The sequence below is a fragment of the Streptomyces sp. CNQ329 genome, from assembly GCF_000482585.1.
In genome coordinates this window covers 77,165-99,887 of record NZ_AXVU01000025.1, presented here as the reverse complement: position 1 = coordinate 99,887, position 22,723 = coordinate 77,165, and the positions used below count along the sequence as shown (strand labels likewise).

Here is a 22,723-nt window from a genome sequence, read left to right as displayed (position 1 = left end):
GAGCGGGCGACGGGAATCGAACCCGCGCTCTGAGCTTGGGAAGCACCGGACCCTTTAGCGCATCCGATGCGCTGACCAGAGAGAACGCGACTCGCCCGTGCTTGCTCGGCATGCCTCTGGTGACCGCTGTTGACCTTCGCTGACCACCCTGACGGGCACGCATCGGGCACGACCAGGCGATTGTTGCGCACGCCATGAGATAGCAACTGCGAGGACAGCTTCCACCAGGGCACGTGATCCCGGCAGGTCGCTCCTCCTGTGGTGGTACGTTCCGGCTCCCTCTGTGGGGGGACGTGCCACCGGGGGTTGCTTCCTAGCGTGGAAGCGTGAACCGGGTGGAGGCGCGGGTGGGCAGGTGGGCGCGGGTGGGGCGGCGTTTGCCGGGGTGGGTTGCCGACGCCGCGCTGGGGTTGCTGATGGGCGCCGGTGTGCTGGGCCGGGGACTGGACGAGGCGCGGAGCCCGGTCGTGCCCGTCGCGGCGCTGCTGGCCGCCGCCGGCGTGGGGTTGTGGCGCCGGTTGCCGAGTGCCGCGCTGGCGCTGGCGTGCGGCGCCGGCGTACTGGTGACGGCGCTCCGGATGGCGGAGCCGGGGCTGGTCGCGGTGGGGCTCACCGGCTACCGGGTCGGCGTCGTGAGCGGGCGGCGGACCGTGCTGCGGTCCGGCGTGGCGGCGGTCGTGGGGCTGTCGGCGGGGGTTCCGCTCGCCGAGGCGGCAGTCGGCGCGAACAGCACCGAGGGGCCACTGCTGCTCATCGCCGTGCTGGCGGCGGCTCTCGCCGGCGGCAACGGCGTGCGCGGCAGACGGGCCCTGGAGGTGGCGCGGCGGGAACGGGAACGGCGGCAGGCGGCGGAGCAGCGGCTGCACATCGCGCGTGAACTGCACGACTCGGTGGGGCACCACATCGCGGTGATCAACGTGCAGGCGGGAGTCGCCTCGCTGCATCTGCGGTCGCGGCCCGAGCAGGCGGAGGAGGCGCTGGAGCACGTCCAGCACGCCGCACGCACCGTGCTGGGCGAGCTGACGGCGGTGCTCGGGGTGCTCCGTGACCCCGACGGCCGTGATGCCGGCGAGGAGCCCGTGCGGCCACCGGCCGGGCTGGCGGACCTGGAGCGGCTGGTGGCCGACGCGAGGACGGCCGGGATGCGGGTGGAGTCGAGTGTGTCCGGCGAACCCCGGGAGCTGCCGCCGGCCGTCGGTCTGTCGGCGTACCGCGTGATCCAGGAGTCATTGACGAACGCGGGCAAGCACGGCAGCCGCCACGGGGTCGTACGGCTGCGGTTGTCGTACCGTCCGGACGAGTTGTGCATCGACGTACAGAACCGGGCTGCACGGCCTCCCGGTAGGGTGAACGGCGCAGGTGAGAGCGCGGACAGACCTTCTGGCTACGGGCTGGCCGGCATGGCCGAGCGGGTCGCCGCCGTCGGCGGCACGCTGCATGCCGGGCCGCGCGGCGGCGCAGAGTTCGGGGTGCTGGCCCGGCTGCCGACGGGCGGAGAGGAGAGCGGCGGATGACGGTCCGTGTCGTGCTCGCCGACGATCAGACGCTGATTCGCGCGGGGGTCAGCTCCCTCATCGACGCGGCCGACGGCCTTGAGGTGGTCGGTGAGGCGGCGAACGGCGTCGAGGCGGTGGAACTGGCCCGCAGCACCCGCCCCGACGTGGTGGTGATGGACATCCGGATGCCGGAGCTGGACGGTCTTGAGGCCACCCGCCAGATCGTCGCGGACGATGGTCTTGCCGGGGTCCGGGTGCTGGTGCTGACAACCTTCGAAGTGGACGAGTACGTGCTGCGGGCGCTGCGCGCCGGTGCCAGCGGCTTCCTGGGCAAGGGCGTCGGGCCGCGTGAACTCGCCGACGCGATCCGGCTGGTGGCACGCGGGGACGCGCTGCTGTCTCCTACGGCGACCCGCGGCCTGATCACCCGGTTTCTGGCCCGGCCAGACCGTACGGACGGTGCGGTCCCGGAGTTGCTGAAGGTGCTGACCCAGCGGGAGCGGGAGATCGTCGCGCTGGTGGCCACGGGGATGAGCAACGACGAGATCGCCGAGCGGCTCTTCCTCGCCGAGTCCACGGTCAAGACGCACCTCAAGCGGTCCATGGCCAAGCTAGGGGCACGGGACCGGGCGCAGGTCGTGGTCATCGCGTTCCAGACCGGCCTGGTGACGGCCTCGGGCTGAGTCTGCCCGTACCACCCGCGGGGCAGGCCCGACTGACCCCGGTGAGGGGACGCCGGCGACACCCGGCTCCCGGCACCGTGGCTCCCATGATTGAAGTCACCGAACTCACCAAACGCTACGGGTCCACCGCCGCCGTGGACCGGCTGTCCTTCAGCGTCCGGCCCGGGATCGTCACCGGCTTCCTCGGCCCCAACGGCTCCGGGAAGTCCACCACCATGCGCGTCATCCTCGGCCTGGCCGCCCCGACCGCCGGCACCGTGCGGGTAGGCGGATGCGCCCCCAACGAGCACCCGGCCCCGCTGCGGGAGATCGGGGCACTGCTGGAAGCCGGGGGCGGGCACCCGGGCCGGTCGGCGTTCGATCACCTGCACGCGCTGGCGGCCACGAACGGCATCGGCAGGCGACGTGTCTCTCAGGTGCTCGACCTGGCCGGGCTGACCGACGTGGCCCGGCGCCGGGCAGGCAGCTTCTCCCTCGGCATGTCGCAGCGCCTGGGCATCGCCGCGGCGCTGCTCGGCGATCCGGGGACCGTCGTGCTCGACGAGCCGGTCAACGGGCTGGACCCGGAGGGCATCCTGTGGATCCGCGACCTGCTGAACCGGCTCGCGGGAGAAGGCCGCACCGTCTTCGTCTCCTCGCATCTGATGCGGGAGATGGCCGAGATCGCCGAGCACGTCATCGTCATCGGCCGCGGCCGGCTGCTGGCCGACCTGCCGGCCGAGGATTTCACCGGCACCCTGTCCGGACGCCGGGTGTCGGTACGCACCCCACAGGCCGACCGGCTGGAAAAACTGCTCCTCGGCCCCGACGTCACCGTCACCACCGCCGGGCGGAACGAACTCTCGGTCGAAGGCGTCGCCGCCGAGCGGATCGGCGACCTCGCCGCCGCGCACCAGATCCCCGTCCACCAGCTCACCACCTCACAGGCATCACTGGAGGAGGCGTTCATGGAACTGACCCGTGACGCGGTGGAGTACCGCGCGCCGGAACCCGCCGGGAGGGCGGCCTGATGACCGTACTCACGACCGATGGCGGCGCGGACACCCGACGCCCCGGCGTCACCCTGCCCCGGGTGCTGCACTCCGAGTGGATCAAGCTCCGCTCGGTCCGTGCCCTGACCGTCGGCCTGGCCGCGACGGCAGTGCTGCTCATGGCCCTGGGCCCGCTCTCCTCCTCCGCCATGGCCAAGACGTTCGCGGCGGGCACCGAGATCGACGACGCACCGTTCGTCCCCACCACCCCGGTCGGGGCCGTCCTGGGCGGCGTGTTCTTCGCCCAACTGCTCACCGGAGCGCTGGGGGTGCTCTTCATGTCCACCGAGTACGCCACCGGCATGATCCGTGCCAGCCTCGCCGCCGTGCCCACGCGCCTGCCCCTGCTCTGGGGGAAGGCCCTGGTCTTCGGCGCGGTCGTGGCCACCGTGGGCGCGATCTCCGTGGCGGTCTCCTTCCTCGGCTCCGTACCGCTGCTGGACGGTCACGGCGTCGCCCCGTCGCTGTCCGACCCCGGTGTGCTGCGCGCCCTGGCGGCCACCCCCGCCTACCTCGCCGGCATCGGCCTGATCGGCGTCGCCCTGGCCGTGCTCATGCGCAGCACCGCGCTGGCCGTCACCACGGTGTGCTTCGCGGTCTTCCTGCTCGACTCGCTGGCCGGCCTGCTGCCGGCCTCGCTCGCCGACGAGGTGACGCCCTATCTGCCCGCGACCACGGGCAAGGCCATGCTGACGGTCCAGAACCAGCCCGACCTCCTCGACCCGCTTCCGGCCTGCCTGGTCTTCGCCGGCTACGTCATCGCAAGCCTGGCCGCCGCGGGAGTGGCACTGGCGCGCCGCGACGCGTGACGTGCGCCACGCGCAGGACACCGGTCGTCGGCGACATCTGCCGAACCGGTGCATGGTCGGGGCCGGTCCACGCCTCCTCTGTTGTTCGGCGGGGTGAAGTAGATCCACTCGGGCGGTGAGACCGGGATCCGACGTTGCACTCAGCCGCTGGCGACGCCTGCGGTCACTGTGAGGAAGGTCCACGGGTGGCGGTGCAGTGGGCTTCTTGCGCAGCCATGACGTCGTCTCCGTGCTCGAACGCCCAGGCACCGACGGCGTCGATGGGCGCCAGCAAGGAACGGCCGAGTGCGGTGAGCTGGTAGTCGACCCGCGGTGGTGCCGCCCCGGGGTGTGCCTGGCGGTGGACGAGCCCGTTGAACTGCAGGCGCCGCAGTGTCTCGGTGAGGACCTTGGAGCTGATACCCCCGATCTGTGCGCGCAGGTCGACCGGGCGCCGAGGGCCTTCGCGCAGCGCCCAGAGCACGACCGCGTTCCAGGTGTTGGACAGCAGGTCGAAGGCCAGGCGGGCGCGGCAGTCGGCGAGGAGAGGGTCGGTGGTCACGTACCACATGGTGCCCGACAAGCCCCATAGCGTCGTCGTGACGGTCGAAGCAGAAGCAGTCCTGGGAGGGAACCGCGCGATGAGAATCGGTGTGCTGGGGACGGGCAACATGGCGGACGCGCTTGCCACCCACTGGGCGCGAGCCGGCCATGACGTGGCCATCGGGGGACGGGATATGACCAAGGCGGAGCGGCTCGCGGCGCGGATCGGGGACGGTGCTCAGCCTGCCGGTCTGGATGCCGCGGCCGAGTTCGGTGAGGTGGTGCTGGCCGCGCTGCCCTTCGGCGCGGGAGCAGAGGTGGTGCGGGAACTGCGGGCCGCCCTGGACGGCAAGGCACTGATTGATTGTTCCAATCCGGTCGGGCCGGGCTTCCGGTTGCTGACGCCCGGCGGCAGTTCTGCCGCTGAGCAGTTGGCTGCGGCGGCGCCAGGAGCGCAGGTCGTCAAGGCGTTCAATCTCTGTCACGAGGATGTGTGGCGCATGGCGCCGCCCGTCTTCGACGGGCGGCGGCTGGCCGTTCCGGTCTGCGGGGACGACGAAGCGGCGCTGGCGCAGGTGCGTGCGTTGGTGCGGGACGCCGGCTGCCGGCCCGTGGCAGGCGGTGGCCTCGACCGAGCGGGCCTCCTGGAAGCGACCGCCGCGCTGTTCATCGGCCTGTGGGTCGGCGAAGGCGCCGACGTGCAGGCGATCGCACCCCCACTGGCGTACGCAACAGGACCGGGCCCGCAGGAATCGGGCCGCAATGTGGTGGGGTCGAGCACCTGAACATCGATCAGACGCGAGATGGCCGAAGCCCACCTCGACAAGCTCGACGACCTGGACACGGAGGTGCAGCAGGCGGTCGAGGAGAGGGCGAGGCGGTGTTCGTCGCCGCCAGGTCCGGTGCCGATCACCTCGCCGTTCGTGCCGGCGGCGCCCGGCGGCACGGCGGTCGCCGAGACGCGGGTGTACGCCATCGCTCTCAGGGCCGTGTTCGTCCTGTTGGCGGTCCCGTCCCTGATCCTGCTTCGTGCGCCCGCCGTGCACCACTCCGGCCAGACCCGGAGGGCTCCAAGACAGGAGGGCGTGATCACCGCCGCTTGCGGGGGACCTGCGCCGGGACGGCGCGTACCAGTGCGTTGACGACGCGGTCGGGCGTGTCCCGGCCGTTGCCGTCGTCGGTCACGTTCACCAGCAGGCGCGTCAGGTACCGCATGGCGGCGGGCGAGGTGACGATGCGGCGGCTGAGGAACGAGGTGAAGGCGGGCTTGGTCTGGAGGTCCGCCCAGAGGTTGCCCAGCCGGTAGTAACGGCCCAGGCGGCGGTGGATCTCCAGCGGGTAGCGCTGGAGCACCCGCTCGCGCGAAGGGCCGGCGGGGCGGGTGATCTTGGATGCGGGGTGCGGTCCTCTGGGGTTCAACTCCAGCGGGAGGGCGCGGCGTCGCTGCTCGACAAGGGTCTGGAGTCGGTAGAGGCGGGCGAGGGGCCCGACGGGGTGGAGGTGGAGGCCACCGACTGCGTCGTGGGAGCACACGCGGAGGGCGTGCTCCTGGGGGTGTCCGTTGCGAGATCACTGTGCGAGCGACCGACGGTCCCATGTGGCACGGATCTGGCACGCGGACCTGCGCTGACCCCGCCCAGCAAACAACCCCCGGGCTTCTGGCCTGGGGGTTTGTCGTGGAGCGGGCGACGGGAATCGAACCCGCGCTCTGAGCTTGGGAAGCTCATGTTCTACCATTAAACTACGCCCGCGTAAGACGCCCCGAAGGGCGCTGCGCTGCCACTCTACCGTATCCGTGCCCCCCGGCGAGGTCGCCGGGGGGTTGCTTCGTGTGGCGGTGTGGATGTGGGGGGTGGGGGCGGGAGTTGGGGTCTACGGTGGGTGGGGGTGGCGTGGGGTGGTGGGGGGTTGGTCCCGTAGTGTGGCTTTTGTTGCGTTACGGGAAGGAGTCTGATGAAGACCACCGTCGTCCGATGTGCCGAAGGGCACGTCTTCAGCACCGCCTCGCTGCCGATGCAGAACGTCGGTGCGGCCCGGCGGATCGGGTCCGGCGGGCTCGTGCGGTGTCCGCGGTGTGCGCGGCTGCGGAACGTCGTGCCGGTGGGTAAGGGCGAGACGCGGTAGCCGGGAGGGCAGCCGGTAGGGTCGGGGCGTGCTGCTCTCTGACAAGGACATCCGGACCGAAGTCGACGCCGGGCGGGTACGGATCGAGCCCTTCGACGACGCAATGATCCAGCCCTCCAGCGTGGACGTACGCCTCGACCGCTACTTCCGGGTGTTCGAGAACCACCGCTATCCGCACATCGACCCCGCCGTCGAACAGAGCGACCTCACGCGGCTCGTGGAGCCCGAGGGCGACGAGTGCTTCATCCTGCACCCGGGGGAGTTCGTGCTGGCCTCGACGTACGAGGTCATCTCCCTGCCCGACGACATCGCCTCCCGGCTCGAAGGCAAGTCCAGCCTCGGGCGGCTCGGGCTGCTCACGCACTCCACCGCCGGCTTCATCGACCCCGGTTTCAGCGGGCACGTGACGCTGGAGCTCTCCAACGTCGCCACGCTGCCCATCAAGCTGTGGCCGGGCATGAAGATCGGGCAGCTCTGCATGTTCCGGCTCAGCTCACCCGCGGAGCACCCCTACGGATCGGCGAAGTACGGCTCCCGGTACCAGGGGCAGCGCGGGCCCACGCCTTCGCGCTCGTACCTCAACTTTCACCGCACCGTCGTCTGACGCGGGGGCCGCGTCTTCGCCCGGCGCCGGGGTCCGCGTCAGAGCGTGCCCAGTTTGAACAGCGCCAGCAGCGCCACCAACTGGATCGAGCACGCCCCCAGCGCCCGCGGCCACGGCAGGTCGTGCGACTTGCTCACCATCGACGTCAGCAGCACGCCCGCCGCCAGCCACGTCAGCCAGCCCACGCCCTGCGCGAACGGGGCCTCGCCGCCGACGAACATCGCGACCACCAGCCGCGGCGCATCCGTGATCGCCACGATCAGCATCGCCAGCCCCACCGTCGGCGCCAGCGCGCCCGCGCCGCCCATCTGGCGGGCGAGGGTGTGCGTGACCGTGCCCATCACCAGGCCGCTGAGCGTCACGGCGATGCCCGTGGCGATGATCCACGGGATGCTCGCGGAGATCGTGGAGTTGAGCACCTCGTCGCGCGCCTGCTCCAGGCCGAAGACCGCGAGCAGGCCGTAGAGGAAGCTGACGGTCAGCGCGGGGCCCCACATGCTGTGGTCCCGCATCTGCCAGAACGTGCGGCTGGAGTGGAAGACGATCCCTCTGAGCAGGTCCTTCCAGTGCAGCCGCGGGCCTACGGGCGGGGCCGCCGCCTCGCCGGCGCGGTAGACGTCACCGTCGTGGTACGGGCCGTAGTCGCCGGGGCCGACGCCGACGCCGTACGGCTGGGTGTTGCCGGGGCGGTCGGCGGCGTACGGGTCGTGGCCGCCGGCGTAGTACTCGGGGCCCGCGCCGTGGCTGCCGCGGGGCTGCTGCCACTGGCCGCCGTACGGCTGCCCCTGTCCCTGCCCGTGCGGCGGCGGGGGACCGCCGTACCGCGGTCCGCCGTAGGGCGGGGGGCCGCCCTGGGGCGGGCCCTGCTGCCGACTGCCGTGGGGCTGGTGTCCCCGGCCCCTTCTGAATCCTGCCACGCGATCGAACGTACCTGGTCTTGCCCGCCGAGGTCACCGGGCCCCGGGAATACGGGGGATGTTTACGGCCACGACGGTACGTCCCGTAGGGGATCCGCCTTACGGGCCGGGGGCGGGCGGGAAGGCGGGGGACGCGGGCGGGGGCGTGGGACCCGGGCGGGGCGCGTGGGGCGTGAGCCGGGAGCGTGGGCCGGGTGCCGCGGGCTCGGGTGCCCTCGTCGGGGCGGGCGGGTGTGGGCAGGCGCCCCGGGTGTGGGCCAGGGCCCGGCCGGGGGAGGTCCGGGCCCTGGCCGTCTCTGCGGCGGGGTGACGCCGTCAGCCGGCGGTCTCCGACCCGTACCCCGGCCTGCCCGTCGTCGGCATCCCCACCGACGACGGGTAGATCCCCACCGCCCCGTCCGCCGCGATCCCCGCGGCGTCCGAGCGCAGGGCGTAGACGGCGCCGTTGCCGTCGTTCTCGCCGGCCGTGCCGACCGTCAGGTCGTCGAAGCCGTCGCCGTTGAGGTCGGCGAGGAGGAGCGCGGTGCCGAAGCGGTCGCGGGTTTCGTTGCTTCCGGGGACGCCCGGGGCGTTCTGGTGGACCAGCGTCGCGCCTGCGCCGCCGATGCCCGAGCCGTCCGCCGCGCCCCGGAGCACCGCGACGGTGCCGGCGGACTCGACGCCGCCGAGGTTCTCGTTCGCCGCGGCGACGGCCAGGTCCAGGTGCCCGTCGCCGTCCGCGTCGCCGAGGGCCAGCTCGCCGCCGAAGGAGTCGCCGGGCTCCGCCGTCCCGGGCACGCCGGGGCTGGCCTGGCTGAGGACGGTGGTGTGCGCGGGGCCGTGGACCGAGCCGCGGGTGATGCTGATCTTGCCGCCCGGCAGGGGGTCGGTGGCGGGCCCGCTCTCCTCGGCCTGGCCGGTGATGACATCGTCGTAGCCGTCGCCGTCGACGTCCCCGATGACGGTCGAGTCGCCGCCGCTGAGCGACGTCTCGGGGATGGTCAGGCCGCGATCGGAGCCCGGGGTGTAGGTGGCGGCGTTGGTCTCGTGCTTGGAGCCGTCGACGACGAGGTCGTCCGAGCCGTCGCCGTTGACGTCGCCGGCGGCCAGGTCCGAGGGGCCCCAGATCTTCCCGTGCTGGAGCTGCGCGTCGAACGTGTACCACCCGCCGTGGTCGCCTTTCGTCCGGCCGAAGCCGCCCTCGAAGACGTCGACGTACGAACTCGTGGAGGCGACGGCGAGGTCCGTCGCGCCGTCGCCGTTGAAGTCCCCGGCCGCCAGCCCGCGGCCGAAGAGGTCGTGCTCGTCCGGGCGCGGGTCGGGCAGCGTCGTACCGCCGGCGAGGCCGTCGGGACCGCCCCACAGGAGCTGCACGGTGCCGCCGAGGAGGTCGCCGCCGACCGCCTCTCCCGGGGCGGCGACGGCGAGGTCGGTGTACCCGTCGCCGTCGAAGTCCGCGGGCGCGGTCCAGCCGCCCCAGCCGTCGCCGTCCTCGGCGGTGCCGGGGACGCCGGCGCTGTGCTGGCTGAGCCGCTTGGCGCGGCTGCCGGAGATACCGGCGACGGTGCCGTCGTTCTCCGTGCCGTAATGGGCGACGACCTGGCCGGCGCCCCTCACCCCGGCGACGTACGCCTGCGGTGCGGAGACGGCGACGTCGCGGATCCCGTCGCCGTTGAAGTCGACGACCGGGCCGGGCGGTTCGGCGGCCCCGGCGCCGGCGGCGGAGGACGCGGCGAGCAGACCGCCGGAGAGGGCGGCCGCGGTCGCGGCGGCGAGGGTGGTGCGGAGTCGGTGGTGCATGCGGCAGCTCCCGGACAAGCGGTCGGAGTCGGTGATCAGAAGACCCCCGACTCCGGCCAAAGGTTGTATGAATACGGCTAGTTGGTTGATACGGCGACAGAAGATGTCATTCCGCCTGTGGGGACGACGCCCCGCCCACTACTCCGCGATCGTCTCCGGGAACGTCGCGTTCGTCCCGTTCGCGCCCACCGACGCCCCGTTGAACGTCCACGACCCGTCCGCCGTCAGCCCGCCGCCGCCGGACTGCAGCACCCATGCGTACCCGTGCCCGGCGTTCTCGCCCGGCGCGCCCGCGACAAGGCCCGACCGGCCGTCGCGGCCGGCGTCGTGCAGCTTGACGCCGGCGCCGAAGAGGTCGCCGTCCTCGGCGGCGCCCGGGACGCCGGCGGTGTCCTGGTTGACGTGCTGTACCCCGCCCGTGGTCAGCCCGTCGGCCGACCCGCGCAGCAGCCGGACCGCGCCCGCGTACGTTCTTCCGCACTTGTTGCGCAATGACCCCTGTTCAGCGGGTTCCTGCCGGCCCGGCGGGACGGCCGGTCACTCCCCGCCGCTCAGGTAGTGACCCGCGTCCTCGTCCGCGAACCCGGCGCCGAACCGGGCACCCGCACCCGTCCCCGGCCCCTCGAAGTTGTCCGGGCTGAACGCCACCGACCCCGTCGCCGTCAGCCCGCCCGCGGCGCCGCGCAGCGACCAGATCGCGCCCGTCCCGTTCTCCAACGGCGCACCCACCGCCAGCTCCGCCCGCCCGTCGTCCGTGACGTCCCCGAACGCCAGCGCCGCGCCGAACCGGTCTCCGGCCTCCGCCACGCCCTTCACGCCGGACGTGTCCTGGTGGAACGCCTGCGCTCCGGCGGCCGTCAGCCCGCCGGAGCCGCCCTTGAGCAGCACCACGGCGCCCGCGGCCTGCTTGCTGCCGATGGCCTCGTACGGCACGCCCACGGCGAGGTCGGCGAAGCCGTCGCCGTTGGCGTCGCCCGTGTCGAGCCGCGCGCCGAACTGGTCGCCGCGCTCGCCGGTGCCGGGGACGCCGGGGGTGTCCTGGGTGAAGGTCTGGCGCCGCGTTTCGCTGGGGCCGTTCGCGGTGCCGTAGACGACCTTGACCGTGCCCTCGTCGTAGGGGAAGTCCTCGACGCTCACGCCGATCGAGCGGTACGCGAGGTCACCCTTGCCGTCGCCGTCGAAGTCGCCGATCGTCGGCGAACCGCCGTTGGGCAGCTCGGCGTCGTCGACGCCCCGCGTCGGCCCGTCGGGGCCGCCCTGCCAGAACCAGCCGCCCTCGGCGTTGCCCTGGTAGCTGAAGAACGCCACCAGGTCGTCGGCGCCGTCGCCGGTGACGTCCCCGACGGCCATGCCGTCGATGGTGTCCTCCGGCTTCATCTCGATCAGCGCGCTCTCGCGCGCGGGCACGCCCTCGCGGCTGAACGGGCCGAAGAGCACGCTGTACGCCTCGGCGCTGTCGCTGCGGGTGTTGGGCACCAGCAGGTCGCCCACGCCGTCGCCGTCGAAGTCGCCGGCGTGCAGGTCGTGCCCGAGACCACCGCCCCCGGGCACCTGCACGCGCGTGGCGCCGGCGCCGGTCAGGCCGCCCTCGCGCCCCCACAGGACGGTGACGGAGCCCCTCCAGTCGCCGTCCGCGCCGTCCTCGGCGCGGGCGGCGACGGCGAGGTCGGTGAGCCCGTCGCCGTCGAGGTCGCGGGCGGCGAGCCGGTCGCCGAAGCGGTCGCCCTCGCCGGGGTCGCCGGGGACGCCGGCGGTGTGCTGCCCGAGGACCGTGGACTCCGCGGCGCCGATGCCGTCCGCGGAGCCGTAGCTGACGAGGACGTAGCCGGCCTCGGCGTGGCCGCCGGCGGTGCCGCCGGGGGCGCCGGTGGCGAGGTCGGGGTAGCCGTCGCCGTTGAAGTCGGTCCGTACGGTACGGGCGTCGGCGACGCCCGGGGCGGCGGCCGTGCCGGCCGGCACCGCGCGTGCCCCGCCGTCCGGCTCCTCCGCGCCTGTGGCCTGGGCGGTCACGGCGGCGGTGCCGGCGGCGGCCAGGCAGACGGTGAGGGCGGCGAGGGTGCGGATGCGCATGGGGGGTCCTTCCGGCGACGGCCTGACGAGCGGGTTGCGTTCACTCCCGCGTCATACGACACGCTCCGCACCGCGATGGTTGTACCAACGCTTGCGCCAACACCCCCACGGCCGACCCCGTATGGCTCACGGGGCCGGCCGCCGTGGGGGGTTGCCTGTGGCGTCCCGCGGTGCCGTCGTCCGTACCGCGTACTGCTCCCCTGCTAGGTCGCCGGCTGCGGCTCCGGCTCGCTCTCCGCCGCCGCGGCGCCGTCCGCGGGCGGCTCCTCCGCCGGCGTCTTCACCGAGTCGAGCAGGAGCTGCGCCACGTCCACGACGGCCAGCGACTCCTTTGCCGTTCCCGCGTTCTTCTTGCCGTTTACGGAGTCCGTAAGCATCACGAGGCAGAAAGGGCACGCCGTGGACAGAATGTCCGGGTTCAGCGAGAGCGCCTCGTCCACGCGCTCGTCGTTGATCCGCTTGCCGATGCGCTCCTCCATCCACATGCGTGCGCCGCCCGCGCCGCAGCAGAAACCGCGCTCCTTGTGCCGGTGCATCTCCTCGTTCCGTACGCCCGGGACCTTGGCGATGATCTCGCGCGGCGGCGTGTAGACCTTGTTGTGCCGGCCCAGGTAGCAGGGGTCGTGGTACGTGATGATCCCCTCGACCGGCGTCACCGGGACCAGCCGGCCCTCGTCCACGAGGTGCTGGAGCAACTGCGTGTGGTGGATGACCTCGTAGTCCCCGCCGAGCTGCGGGTACTCGTTGGCGATGGTGTTGAAGCAGTGCGGGCAGGTGGCGACGATCTTCTTCTTCGCCTTCTCGACCGTCACCCCTTCCTCTTCGTCCTCACCGAACGCCATGTTGAGCATCGCGACGTTCTCCTCGCCCAGTTGCTGGAAGAGGAACTCGTTGCCCAGGCGCCGCGGCGAGTCGCCGGTGCACTTCTCGTCGCCGCCCATGATCGCGAACTTCACGCCGGCGATGTGGAGCAGCTCCGCGAACGCCTTGGTGGTCTTCTTCGCCCGGTCCTCCAGCGCGCCGGCGCAGCCGACCCAGTACAGGTAGTCGACCTCGGAGAGATCTTCGACGTCCTTGCCGACGACCGGGATCTCGATGCCCGTGTCCGCCGCCAGCTCCTTGGTCCACTCCAGGCGCTGCTTCTTGGCGAGCCCCCAGGGGTTGCCCTTCTTCTCCAGGTTCTTCAGCATGGTGCCCGCCTCGGAGGGGAACGAGCTCTCGATCATCACCTGGTAGCGGCGCATGTCGACGATGTGGTCGACGTGCTCGATGTCGACCGGGCACTGCTCGACGCACGCGCCGCAGGTGGTGCACGACCACAGCACGTCGGGGTCGATGACGCCCTGCTCCGCGGCGGTCCCGACCAGCGGGCGCTCCGCCTCGGCGAGCGCGTCGGCCGGTACGTCCGCGAGCTGTTCGGCGGTGGCCTTCTCCTCGCCCTCGGCCGACTTGCCGCCGCCGGCGAGCAGGTACGGCGCCTTGGCGGCGGCGTGCTCGCGCAGCGACATGACGAGCAGCTTGGGCGACAGCGGCTTGCCGGTGTTCCAGGCCGGGCACTGCGACTGGCAGCGCCCGCACTCCGTGCAGGTGGAGAAGTCGAGGATGCCCTTCCAGGAGAAGTGCTCGACCTGGCTGACGCCGAAGACGGTCTCCTCGCCGTCCTCGTCGTCGAAGACGGTCTCGAAGTCGATGGGCTTGCCGCCGGAGACCATCGGCTGGAGCGCGCCGAGGGCGACCGCGCCGTCGGCGTTGCGCTTGAACCAGATGTTGGGGAAGGCGAGGAAGCGGTGCCAGGCCACGCCCATCGTGTAGTTGAGGCCGAGGACGGTCGCCCAGATGAAGGAGACCGAGATCTTGATCATCGCGACGAGGTAGACGAGGTTCTGGACGGTGCCGGTGCTCAGCCCGTCGACCGCGGCGGTGATCGGGTACGACACGAAGTACGCGGCCTCGTAGCCGTCGACGTGGTGCAGCGAGCCCTCCAGCCCGCGCAGCACCAGGATGCAGATCCCGATGACGAGGATGACGTACTCGACGAAGTACGCCTGCCACATCGTGGAGCCCGCGAAGCGGGACTTGCGGCCGGCCTGCGACGGCAGGCTGAGCTGCCGGATCACGATCAGCGTGGCGATGCCGATCGTCGTCATCAGGGCCAGGAACTCCACGTACATCTCGTAGACGATCCAGTCGCCGATCACCGGCAGCAGCCAGTCGGCGACGAACACCTGCCCGAAGGCGTTGACGAGGGTCAGCACCAGGGTGAGGAAGCCGATGGCGACGAACCAGTGGGCGAAGCCGATGACGCCCCAGCGGTTCATCCGGGTGTGGCCGAGGAACTCCTTGGTCAGCGTGATGCTGCGCGCGACCGGGTCGTTCGTGCGGCTGCCGGCGGGCAGGGGCTTGCCGAGCTTGACGAAGCCGATGATCTGCCCGATGGCGCGCGAGAAGAGCGCGGTGCCGACCGCGGTGATCACCAGCGATACGACGATGGCGGTGAGCTGCATGGAGGGCTCCTCGGCCAGTCTGCTCTGCGTGTCTGCTCTGTGTCTGCTCGGGAAGTCTGCGTACCGGGACCGCCGCGTGCGTACCGTCTGCCGTGTACGTACCGCTGCATGCCCCGTACTGGGCCTACCCAGCTACTACTAAGCGGTAACTTACCGCTTCTCCGCCTGAGGGTACCCGGGTCTCCCCGGCCCTCTGAAGCCGCCCGGCCGGTGATGTGCGTCGCGCTTCCGGCGGCGCCGCGCCCCTCGGCCCGCAGCCGGAGAACCTGCCCCCACCTGCGGTGACGCACAAAACTTGAGTGGGCGAGGCTCAGGTGAATTGCGCCCGGCGTGGTCGCCATGGCACTCTTGAGCCTGACCAGCTCAAGGCAGAGCATCTGATCCGGAGGATAGACAACATGGCACGTGCGGTCGGCATCGACCTGGGCACGACGAACTCTGTCGTCAGTGTTCTCGAGGGCGGTGAACCCAGCGTCATCACCAACGCCGAGGGCGCCAGGACCACGCCGTCCGTCGTCGCCTTCGCCAAGAACGGCGAGGTGCTCGTCGGCGAGGTGGCGAAGCGCCAGGCGGTCACCAACGTCGAGCGGACCATCCGGTCGGTCAAGCGCCACATGGGCACCGACTGGAAGCAGCCGATCGACGAGAAGGAGTTCACCCCCCAGCAGATCTCCGCGTTCATCCTGCAGAAGCTGAAGCGGGACGCGGAGGCGTACCTGGGCGAGAAGGTGACCGACGCGGTCATCACCGTCCCGGCGTACTTCAACGACTCCGAGCGCCAGGCGACCAAGGAGGCCGGCGAGATCGCGGGCCTGAACGTCCTGCGCATCGTCAACGAGCCCACCGCGGCCGCCCTCGCCTACGGCATGGAGAAGGAAGACCAGACCATCCTGGTCTTCGACCTCGGCGGCGGCACCTTCGACGTCTCGCTGCTGGAGATCGGCGAGGGCGTCGTGGAGGTCCGGGCCACCAACGGTGACAACCACCTCGGCGGTGACGACTGGGACCAGCGCGTCGTCGACTACCTGGTCAAGCAGTTCCAGAACGGCCACGGCGTGGACCTGGCCAAGGACAAGATGGCGCTGCAGCGGCTCCGCGAGGCCGCTGAGAAGGCGAAGATCGAGCTGTCCTCGTCCTCCGAGACGACGATCAACCTCCCGTACATCACCGCCTCCGCCGAGGGCCCGCTGCACCTCGACGAGAAGCTGACCCGGGCGCAGTTCCAGCAGCTCACCCAGGACCTCCTGGAGCGCTGCAAGACGCCGTTCCACAACGTCATCAAGGACGCCCGGATCGAGCTGAGCGAGATCGACCACGTCGTCCTCGTCGGCGGCTCCACCCGTATGCCGGCCGTCGCCGAGCTGGTCAAGGAGCTGACCAGCGGCAAGGAGGCCAACAAGGGCGTCAACCCGGACGAGGTCGTCGCCGTCGGCGCCGCCCTCCAGGCCGGCGTGCTCAAGGGCGAGGTCAAGGACGTCCTGCTGCTCGACGTCACCCCGCTGTCCCTCGGCATCGAGACCAAGGGCGGCATCATGACCAAGCTCATCGAGCGCAACACCACGATCCCGACGAAGCGCTCCGAGACCTTCACCACGGCCGAGGACAACCAGCCGTCGGTGCAGATCCAGGTCTTCCAGGGCGAGCGCGAGATCGCGGCGTACAACAAGAAGCTCGGCATGTTCGAGCTGACCGGCCTGCCGCCGGCCCCGCGGAACGTGCCGCAGATCGAGGTCACGTTCGACATCGACGCCAACGGCATCATGCACGTGGCCGCGAAGGACCTCGGCACGGGCAAGGAGCAGAAGATGACCGTCACCGGCGGCTCCGCGCTGCCGAAGGACGACATCGAGCGCATGATGCGCGACGCCGAGCAGTACGCGGAGGAGGACCACAAGCGCCGCGAGGCGGCCGAGACCCGCAACCAGGGCGAGCAGGTCGTCTACACCACCGAGAAGTTCCTCAAGGACAACGAGGACAAGGTGCCCGGCGACGTGAAGTCCGAGGTCGAGGCCGCGGTCGCCGACCTCAAGGAGGCGCTGAAGGGCGAGGACACCGCGGCGATCCGCGAGGCGACGGAGAAGGCCGCGGCCACCAGCCAGAAGCTCGGCCAGGCGCTCTACGCGGACGCCCAGGCGTCCGGCGGCGCCGCGGCCGGCGGCGAGGGCGCGCAGCAGGCGCAGAAGGATGCGCCCGCCGGCGGCGACGACGACGTCGTCGACGCCGAGATCGTGGACGACGACAAGCCTAAGGACGGTGCCGCGTGACGGAGGAGACCCCGGGCTTCGAGGAGAAGCCCGACGTCCCCACCGACGCACAGACAGCGGAGGCGCAGCAGGGCGGCCCGGACGGGGCGGGCGGCTCGCCCGCCGGCGCACGGCGCGCCGAGGGAACCGGGCCCGGTGCCTCCGGGGACGGGGACGCGAACAGCTCACTTGCAGGTCGTCTGGAGGAGACCCGCAAGGCGCTCGACGAGCGGACGAAGGATCTGCAGCGGCTGCAGGCGGAGTACCAGAACTACCGCCGGCGGGTGGAGCGGGACCGGGTCGCGGTCAAGGAGATCGCGAACGCCAACCTGCTCACCGAGCTGCTGCCGGTCCTCGACGACATCGGCCGGGCCCGGGACCACGAGGAGCTGGTCGGCGGGTTCAAGTCGGTCGCCGAGTCGCTGGAGACCGTCGTGGCCAAGATGGGCCTCATGCAGTTCGGCAAGGAGGGCGAGCCCTTCGACCCGCTGATCCACGAGGCGCTGATGCACAGCTACTCGCCGGATGTCTCCGAGACGACGTGCGTGCAGATTCTCCAGCCTGGGTATCGGATCGGCGAGCGTACGATCCGACCGGCGCGGGTCGCCGTGGCGGAGCCGCAGCCGGGCGCGTCGTCGGGGTCGCAGGCCAAGGAGGGCGAGAAGCCGGACGAGAACCAGGCCGACACGGACGACGGCGGACCGGAGTCCGCCGGCTCCGCGGACGCCGGCGGCCCGGACGCCTCCGGATCCGCGAAGGGCGAGTCCGGCAGGGGAGAGACGGACAGCGGTGGCCCGGACGAGGGGTGACGCCGTAGCAGCCGAGGGACGAGAGGAGGGACGCCGGGAATGAGCACGAAGGACTTCATCGAGAAGGACTACTACAAGGTTCTCGGCGTCCCGAAGGACGCCACCGAGGCCGAGATCAAGAAGGCGTACCGCAAGCTCGCCCGGCAGTACCACCCGGACGCCAACAAGGGTGACGCCGCGGCCGAGGAGCGCTTCAAGGAGGTCTCCGAGGCCAACGACGTGCTCGGCGACCCCCAGCGGCGCAAGGAGTACGACGAGGCGCGCACCCTCTTCGGCAACGGCGGCTTCCGTCCGGGTCCGGGCGGGGGCGGCAACGGCTCGTTCAACTTCGACCTCGGCGACCTCTTCGGCGGCTCGGGTCCGGGCGGCGGCGGCCAGACCACCACCGGCGGCTTCGGCGGCGGGCTGGGCGACGTCTTCGGCGGGCTGTTCAACCGCGGCAGCGGCGGGCGTACCCAGCCGCGCCGCGGCCAGGACATCGAATCGGAGGTCACGCTCAGCTTCACGGAGGCCATCGAGGGCGCCACGGTGCCGCTGCGGATGTCGTCGTCGGCCCCCTGCAAGACGTGCGCCGGCACGGGTGACAAGAACGGCTCCCCCCGGGTCTGCCCGACCTGCGTGGGCACCGGCCAGGTCTCCCGCGGCGGCGGTGGCGGCTTCTCGCTCACCGACCCGTGCGTGGACTGCAAGGGCCGCGGGCTCATCGCCCAGGACCCCTGCGACGTCTGCAAGGGCAGCGGCCGCGCCAAGTCGTCCCGCACCATGCAGGTCCGCATCCCCGCGGGGGTGCAGGACGGGCAGCGGATACGGCTGCGCGGCAAGGGCGGCCCGGGCGAACGCGGCGGCCCCGGCGGCGACCTGTACGTCGTCGTGCACGTCGACGGCCACCCGGTCTTCGGCCGCAAGGGCGACAACCTGCTGGTGACGGTCCCCGTCACGTTCCCGGAGGCGGCCCTCGGCGGGGACATCAAGGTGCCCACGCTCGGCGGCCCGCCGGTCACCCTGAAGCTGCCGCCGGGCACGCCCAACGGACGTACGATGCGCGCCCGCGGCAAGGGCGCCGTCCGCAAGGACGGCACCCGCGGGGACCTGCTCGTCACCGTCGAGGTGGCGGTACCGAAGGAGACGGACGACCCGGCGCGCGAGGCACTGGAGTCGTACCGGAAGGCGACCGCGGGCGCGGACCCGCGCGCGGAGCTGTTCAAGGCCGCGAAGGGAGCTTGACGACGATGGACGGCAGGAACGGCGGACGGGGCCCCCGCGGCCGCAACCCGTACGAGCTGACCGAGGAGACGCCGGTCTACGTCATCTCCGTGGCCGCCGAACTCTCCGGCCTCCACCCGCAGACCCTCCGCCAGTACGACCGCCTCGGCCTGGTCTCCCCGGACCGCACGGCCGGGCGCGGCCGGCGCTACTCGGCGCGGGACATCGCGCTGCTGCGGCAGGTCCAGTCGCTGAGCCAGGACGAGGGCATCAACCTGGCCGGGATCAAGCGGATCATCGAGCTGGAGACGCAGGTCGCGGCGCTGCAGGCGAAGGTCGCGGAGCTGACGGACGCGCTGGACGGCGCGGCGTCGGCGATGGCGCAGCGGGAGGCGCAGGTGCACGCCTCGTACCGGCGGGACCTGGTGCCGTACCAGCAGGTGCAGCAGACGAGTGCGCTGGTGGTGTGGAAGCCGAAGAAGAAGCGGGGTTAGCCGCCGGCCCGGTCGGCGAGGAACGTGACCGCCACGTGGGGTGGGAGCCCGGCGTGGCGGTTTCTCATGTCCTCCCGCAGGGAGACCTGACGCAGGGTGGCGATCCCGGCCAGCGGCGAGAGGTCCAGGGGACGGCTGCCCGCCGGCAGGTCGAGGACGAGGCGGTCCAGCCGCGGGAAGAGCCGCGGCAGCCGGCCCACGACGTCCTCGTCCGCGGGGCGGTCGTCGACCAGGCCCAGGGACCGGACACCCGGCAGCGTGGCGCCGGCGGGGGCGGCGGTCGGCAGGTCCGGCCGGGACCGCAGCGCTTCGAGCCGGGGGAGAGCGGCGAGCGCCGGCCAGTCGTCCCTCCTGGCCTCGTGGCGCCAGCCCAGGTAGAGCTGGGCGAGCCGGGAGTGCCGGGCCAGCGGGCGCAGTCCGGAGGTCCGGGCCGTCAGCAGGTTGAGGGTCTCCAGCTCCGGCAGCGGCGGCAGCGCGTCGAGATCGACCAGGCGCGTCCGCTCCGGCGACAGGGACAGCCACTGCAGCCGCGGCAGTGCGGCGAGCAGCCCGGGAGCGCTGTCCGCGAGGCCCGGCACCCCGTCGAGGATCAGGGCGCGCAGCGGCAGGCCGGCGAGGGCCCGGGCGTCCTGCAGGCCGAGACATTCGGTGAGCCGCAGCTCGCTCAGCTCGCCCTGGCCGCGCAGGAATTCCAGGTCCCGCAGCCCGTGCTGACTGCGGATGATCAGCTTGGTGAGGCGGGTCGCGGCGAGGCCGTCGTGCAGCTCGGCGGGGTCGAGCGGACCGCCGCGCACATCGAGCATCGGGCGTCCGCCGAGCCGGCGCAGGGCCCGTAGCCCGGCGTCGGAGGTGACGGTGAAGTACAGCTCGTCCGGATCGAGGCGGGCGATGACCTCGTCCGCGTACTCCTCGGTGTCGAAGCGCTGCCATGCCCAGACGAGTTGGCGGCGCACGGCCGGCGAGGGATGGGCGGCGTAGCGGGCGAGGAACGGGATGGCGCGGTCCGACTCCACGTAACTCGCCGCGACGGCGACCAGGGTCGCCGTCTCGTCGTCCGCCGCCTCCTCCGGGCCCGGCAGCAGCTCCAGCACCAGCGGGCCCGCCGCGCCCAGCGCCCGTGCCTCCAGCGTCGTCGCCGGCGGGATCAGCGCCTCCGTCGCCCGCTCCACCGCCTCCCGCACCGCGGGCGCCAGCTCCGCCGCGTGCTCCAGGCACGCCGCCGCCAGCAGGCGGATCCGTACCCCCTCGACCCCTTCCCGGGTCTCCGCCGCCCGCAGCAGCTCCCGCAGGATCTCCTCGCGCTCCCGCGGGCGGCCCTGCGCCACCGCCATGCGGATGACGTCCTCCCACTGGTCGTCCGCCGCATGCGCCGCCAGGACGCCGATGTCGCCCTCCTCCACCGCCGCGCGGGCGCCCAGGTAGTCCTGGAACGTGCGGTGGACGAAGTCCACCGCACCCGGGCCCGGTTCGCGCAGGAGGCCGCTGCGGTCGCGGAAGTGCTCCAGGACCGCCGCGGCGTCGCCGAGGGCGGCGACCTCCGGGACCGCCGGGAGGGCGTCGGTGATGATGCGCTCCGCCCGGGCGCGGTCCAGTTCCGTGCGGCCGTTGCGGATCAGCCAGTACGCCAGCCGCTGGAGCACCTGGAGCTGGGGCTCCTCGCGCAGGTCGGGGACGGCCATGTCGCGTTCGCGGTCGCGGCGGGTGAGCAGCATCGACAGGGCGGCCTCGTACAGCTCCTTGCGCCCGCGCGGGAGGTGGCCGCGGCGGGCGCGGTTCAGGGCGCACATGAGGCCGCACATCAGCGGGTTGGTGGCCAGCCGGCCGAGGTCGGAGGTGTGCCGTACGGCGGCGGTGAGCTGCTGTTCGTACGCCGCCAACTGCGCGGCGTCCGCCGCCGGGTCGCCGGTGCGTACGGCCGCGTGCCAGCGGGCGATGAAGCGGGCGAGGTCGGCGGGGCGCATGGGGGCGAGGGTCAGCTCGCTGAAGCCCTCGGCGGCGAGCCAGTCCTCGCCGACGGCGGAGGGGCGGGAGGTGACGAGCCAGCGGTTGCCCGGATAGGCGTCGATGAGGTCGGAGAGCCAGCGGCGGGCGCGGTCGCGTTCGGCGCGGGGGACCTCGTCGACGCCGTCGACGAGGAGGAGCCCGCGGCGGGCGGTGAGCACGCGGTGCTCCCAGCCGTCGGGCTGCGCGCCGGCGAGCGGGCTGCCGGTGGCGGAGAGGAAGTCGCGCGGGACGGGCAGGCGCTGGCCGTGGCGGGTGAGGGTGCGCAGGGGCAGGACGAAGGGGACGCGGCCGGTGAGGTAGTCCATGGCGTGTTCCGCGCCGGTGCCGGCGCGGGCGGCGGAGAGGGCGAGCCACTGCACGAGGGTGGTCTTGCCGGAGCCGGCGGCGCCGCGCAGAAGGACCCGCTCGTAGGTGGCGAGAGCCTGGTCCGCGGGGAGCACCGGGTCGGGGAGGGGATCGCCGCCGGCGAAGTCGTAGCCGTCGGGGGCGGCCGGCGAGGCGCCGACGCGGTGCTCGGCGGACGCCTCCAGCCGCAGATACGCCACGTCCAGGGGCCATTTCGCGGGGGAGTCGGCGAGGTCGACGCCGTAGATGGTGAGCTTGCCGTGCTTCTTGGCGACGTAGGCGGAGTACTCGCGCTCGAAGGCCGCGTCCCGGGCGGCGGGGAGGGGCGTGCGGGCGATGAGGGCGTCGAGGCGGGCTATCTGGTCGGCCTGGCGGCGGGACTGCTCGACGAGGGTGCGGGCGACGAAGGTGGAGCGCTGGCTGAAGAAATGCAGGATGTGCAGGCAGGCGGTGTCGAGGAGGGCGTCGTGGAAGTGGGCGGCGTCGGCGGAGAGCTCGCGTACGGGGGCGCCGCCTCGGGCGGCGGCCCTGCGCAGCCGGCGGGCGAGAGCCTCGGGGCCGAGCTGGACGGCCTGTACGTCGTCGAGGTCGAGGTCGCCGAGGGCGGCGAGACTGCGGGCCAGCGCGCCGGCGACCGCCGCGGCCTCGCCGGCGGGAACGGGGGCGTCGTGCCCGTGCTCACCGCCGGTGCCGCGCAGCGCACGCCGTACGAGCGCCTCCGCCAGCACGCGCAGGTCCCCCTCGGTCAACTCCCGCTGCTCGCCGCGGAACGACACCAGCGCCGCCATCCGCACCGGCCGCTCCGCCAGCCCCGCCCCGGGCCCCTCACTGCGGAACAGCCGCCGCACGAGGGGCGCGACGACGGCCGACGCGAGCCTGACGCCGACGGCTGCGGGTTCCATGCGCAAAGACGATATAGCGGTCGGCCACGGGCCACCGGCGGCGCTCGCCGAAGGTCCGTTTCGAGGGGGTATGTACACCCTCATCATCCTGAAAATCAGGAAGATGATGCTCGGTTCGGGTGGAGTTGATACGGACCGTAGGCCAATGTACTGGTGAAGACCGAGGGGCAAGCCGCCGGACGTC

The 22,723-nt window shown here is 72.4% G+C and carries 19 protein-coding genes and 1 tRNA gene; 11 read left to right on the top strand and 9 right to left on the bottom strand.

All coding sequences use genetic code 11. The features are described from left to right. The first annotated feature begins 326 nt into the window (after window positions 1–326). The 4 genes from I003_RS0118480 to I003_RS0118465 all read left to right on the top strand — a co-directional run bounded on the left by I003_RS0118480 (window position 327) and on the right by I003_RS0118465 (window position 4,019). Window positions 327–1,514 carry a sensor histidine kinase gene (locus I003_RS0118480; protein WP_486584278.1) on the top strand — a complete coding sequence of 396 codons (1,188 nt, stop codon included), beginning with the start codon at window positions 327–329 and terminating at the stop codon, window positions 1,512–1,514. Continuing rightward, window positions 1,511–2,179, top strand: coding sequence for a response regulator transcription factor (locus I003_RS0118475; protein ID WP_027772860.1), 669 nt, complete (start codon window positions 1,511–1,513; stop codon window positions 2,177–2,179). The genes I003_RS0118480 and I003_RS0118475 overlap by 4 nt, the downstream gene beginning before the upstream one ends. An 86-nt stretch (window positions 2,180–2,265) precedes the next feature. Next, complete coding sequence (locus I003_RS0118470; protein ID WP_027772859.1) at window positions 2,266–3,189, top strand: ATP-binding cassette domain-containing protein; 924 nt, start codon at window positions 2,266–2,268, stop codon at window positions 3,187–3,189. Then, entirely contained in the window at window positions 3,189–4,019 is an 831-nt protein-coding gene (locus tag I003_RS0118465; protein WP_027772858.1) for an ABC transporter permease, read from the top strand. The genes I003_RS0118470 and I003_RS0118465 overlap by 1 nt, the downstream gene beginning before the upstream one ends. A gap of 163 nt (window positions 4,020–4,182) precedes the next feature. Here the strand turns inward: I003_RS0118465 and I003_RS0118460 are convergent, their stop codons facing one another. After that, window positions 4,183–4,560, bottom strand: a complete 378-nt coding sequence (locus tag I003_RS0118460) for a winged helix-turn-helix transcriptional regulator (protein ID WP_027772857.1) — start codon at window positions 4,558–4,560, stop codon at window positions 4,183–4,185. Between the two features lie 79 nt (window positions 4,561–4,639). Here I003_RS0118460 and I003_RS0118455 point away from each other — a divergent pair, with 79 nt between their 5' ends. Then, the gene (locus tag I003_RS0118455; RefSeq protein ID WP_199784321.1) at window positions 4,640–5,326 is read left to right on the top strand and encodes an NAD(P)-binding domain-containing protein; all 687 of its coding nucleotides are present in this window, start codon (window positions 4,640–4,642) and stop codon (window positions 5,324–5,326) included. Between the two features lie 304 nt (window positions 5,327–5,630). On the opposite strand, the gene I003_RS0118450 is transcribed toward I003_RS0118455, so the two are convergent. Together I003_RS0118450 and I003_RS0118445 are read right to left on the bottom strand one after the other, a co-directional pair. Then, window positions 5,631–6,074, bottom strand: a complete 444-nt coding sequence (locus tag I003_RS0118450; RefSeq protein WP_486584277.1) for a hypothetical protein — start codon at window positions 6,072–6,074, stop codon at window positions 5,631–5,633. 144 nt (window positions 6,075–6,218) lie between these two features. After that, a tRNA-Gly gene (locus I003_RS0118445) sits at window positions 6,219–6,292 on the bottom strand. Window positions 6,293–6,494: 202 nt separating this feature from the next. On the opposite strand from I003_RS0118445, the gene I003_RS36495 reads away from it, so the two are divergent. Together I003_RS36495 and dcd are read left to right on the top strand one after the other, a co-directional pair. After that, window positions 6,495–6,665, top strand: a complete 171-nt coding sequence (locus I003_RS36495) for a hypothetical protein (RefSeq protein WP_199784318.1) — start codon at window positions 6,495–6,497, stop codon at window positions 6,663–6,665. Window positions 6,666–6,693: 28 nt separating this feature from the next. After that, window positions 6,694–7,269 (top strand): dCTP deaminase, encoded by a 576-nt coding sequence (gene dcd / locus I003_RS0118435; protein ID WP_027772854.1) that lies wholly within the window; start codon window positions 6,694–6,696, stop codon window positions 7,267–7,269. A gap of 38 nt (window positions 7,270–7,307) precedes the next feature. Here dcd and I003_RS0118430 read toward each other — a convergent pair whose 3' ends face one another. The 5 genes from I003_RS0118430 to I003_RS0118410 all read right to left on the bottom strand — a co-directional run bounded on the left by I003_RS0118430 (window position 7,308) and on the right by I003_RS0118410 (window position 14,539). Next, entirely contained in the window at window positions 7,308–8,186 is an 879-nt protein-coding gene (locus I003_RS0118430; protein WP_027772853.1) for a Yip1 family protein, read from the bottom strand. 315 nt (window positions 8,187–8,501) lie between these two features. Beyond that, on the bottom strand, window positions 8,502–9,965 hold the full coding sequence (locus tag I003_RS0118425; RefSeq protein ID WP_027772852.1) for an FG-GAP and VCBS repeat-containing protein: 1,464 nt from the start codon (window positions 9,963–9,965) through the stop codon (window positions 8,502–8,504). A 138-nt stretch (window positions 9,966–10,103) separates the two neighbouring features. Next, complete coding sequence (locus I003_RS0118420) at window positions 10,104–10,457, bottom strand: hypothetical protein (RefSeq protein WP_027772851.1); 354 nt, start codon at window positions 10,455–10,457, stop codon at window positions 10,104–10,106. Between the two features lie 45 nt (window positions 10,458–10,502). Beyond that, window positions 10,503–12,035 (bottom strand): integrin alpha, encoded by a 1,533-nt coding sequence (locus tag I003_RS0118415; RefSeq protein ID WP_027772850.1) that lies wholly within the window; start codon window positions 12,033–12,035, stop codon window positions 10,503–10,505. 203 nt (window positions 12,036–12,238) lie between these two features. Further along, window positions 12,239–14,539 (bottom strand): (Fe-S)-binding protein, encoded by a 2,301-nt coding sequence (locus tag I003_RS0118410; protein WP_027772849.1) that lies wholly within the window; start codon window positions 14,537–14,539, stop codon window positions 12,239–12,241. 398 nt (window positions 14,540–14,937) lie between these two features. Between I003_RS0118410 and dnaK the strand changes: the two genes are divergently transcribed. Genes dnaK through I003_RS0118390 form a run of 4 tightly spaced genes read left to right on the top strand, consistent with a single transcriptional unit; the run spans window position 14,938 to window position 19,288 of the window. Next, window positions 14,938–16,803: a molecular chaperone DnaK gene (gene dnaK, locus I003_RS0118405; RefSeq protein WP_027772848.1), complete on the top strand. Its 1,866-nt coding sequence runs from the start codon at window positions 14,938–14,940 to the stop codon at window positions 16,801–16,803. Continuing rightward, on the top strand, window positions 16,800–17,591 hold the full coding sequence (gene grpE / locus I003_RS0118400; protein ID WP_027772847.1) for a nucleotide exchange factor GrpE: 792 nt from the start codon (window positions 16,800–16,802) through the stop codon (window positions 17,589–17,591). Before dnaK ends, grpE begins: the two co-directional genes overlap by 4 nt. Window positions 17,592–17,630: 39 nt before the next feature. Next, complete coding sequence (dnaJ, locus tag I003_RS0118395; RefSeq protein ID WP_027772846.1) at window positions 17,631–18,815, top strand: molecular chaperone DnaJ; 1,185 nt, start codon at window positions 17,631–17,633, stop codon at window positions 18,813–18,815. A gap of 5 nt (window positions 18,816–18,820) precedes the next feature. Next, complete coding sequence (locus tag I003_RS0118390) at window positions 18,821–19,288, top strand: heat shock protein transcriptional repressor HspR (RefSeq protein ID WP_027772845.1); 468 nt, start codon at window positions 18,821–18,823, stop codon at window positions 19,286–19,288. Here I003_RS0118390 and I003_RS0118385 read toward each other — a convergent pair. Beyond that, window positions 19,285–22,539: an NACHT N-terminal Helical domain 1-containing protein gene (locus tag I003_RS0118385; protein ID WP_027772844.1), complete on the bottom strand. Its 3,255-nt coding sequence runs from the start codon at window positions 22,537–22,539 to the stop codon at window positions 19,285–19,287. The two genes, I003_RS0118390 and I003_RS0118385, sit on opposite strands and share 4 nt — an antisense overlap. Between the last annotated feature and the right edge of the window lie 184 nt (window positions 22,540–22,723).

What these genes read in the sequence shown, in the direction of transcription:
- I003_RS0118455 (WP_199784321.1), top strand. Translation starts at nt 4,640, where the DNA reads ATGAGAATCGGTGTGCTGGGGACGGGCAACATGGCGGACGCGCTTGCC.
- I003_RS36495 (WP_199784318.1), top strand. Translation starts at nt 6,495, where the DNA reads ATGAAGACCACCGTCGTCCGATGTGCCGAAGGGCACGTCTTCAGCACC.
- dnaJ (WP_027772846.1), top strand. Translation starts at nt 17,631, where the DNA reads ATGAGCACGAAGGACTTCATCGAGAAGGACTACTACAAGGTTCTCGGC.
- I003_RS0118385 (WP_027772844.1), bottom strand. Translation starts at nt 22,539, where the DNA reads ATGGAACCCGCAGCCGTCGGCGTCAGGCTCGCGTCGGCCGTCGTCGCG.
- dnaK (WP_027772848.1), top strand. Translation starts at nt 14,938, where the DNA reads ATGGCACGTGCGGTCGGCATCGACCTGGGCACGACGAACTCTGTCGTC.
- I003_RS0118425 (WP_027772852.1), bottom strand. Translation starts at nt 9,965, where the DNA reads ATGCACCACCGACTCCGCACCACCCTCGCCGCCGCGACCGCGGCCGCC.
- I003_RS0118390 (WP_027772845.1), top strand. Translation starts at nt 18,821, where the DNA reads ATGGACGGCAGGAACGGCGGACGGGGCCCCCGCGGCCGCAACCCGTAC.
- I003_RS0118410 (WP_027772849.1), bottom strand. Translation starts at nt 14,539, where the DNA reads ATGCAGCTCACCGCCATCGTCGTATCGCTGGTGATCACCGCGGTCGGC.
- I003_RS0118475 (WP_027772860.1), top strand. Translation starts at nt 1,511, where the DNA reads ATGACGGTCCGTGTCGTGCTCGCCGACGATCAGACGCTGATTCGCGCG.
- I003_RS0118465 (WP_027772858.1), top strand. Translation starts at nt 3,189, where the DNA reads ATGACCGTACTCACGACCGATGGCGGCGCGGACACCCGACGCCCCGGC.
- I003_RS0118415 (WP_027772850.1), bottom strand. Translation starts at nt 12,035, where the DNA reads ATGCGCATCCGCACCCTCGCCGCCCTCACCGTCTGCCTGGCCGCCGCC.
- I003_RS0118470 (WP_027772859.1), top strand. Translation starts at nt 2,266, where the DNA reads ATGATTGAAGTCACCGAACTCACCAAACGCTACGGGTCCACCGCCGCC.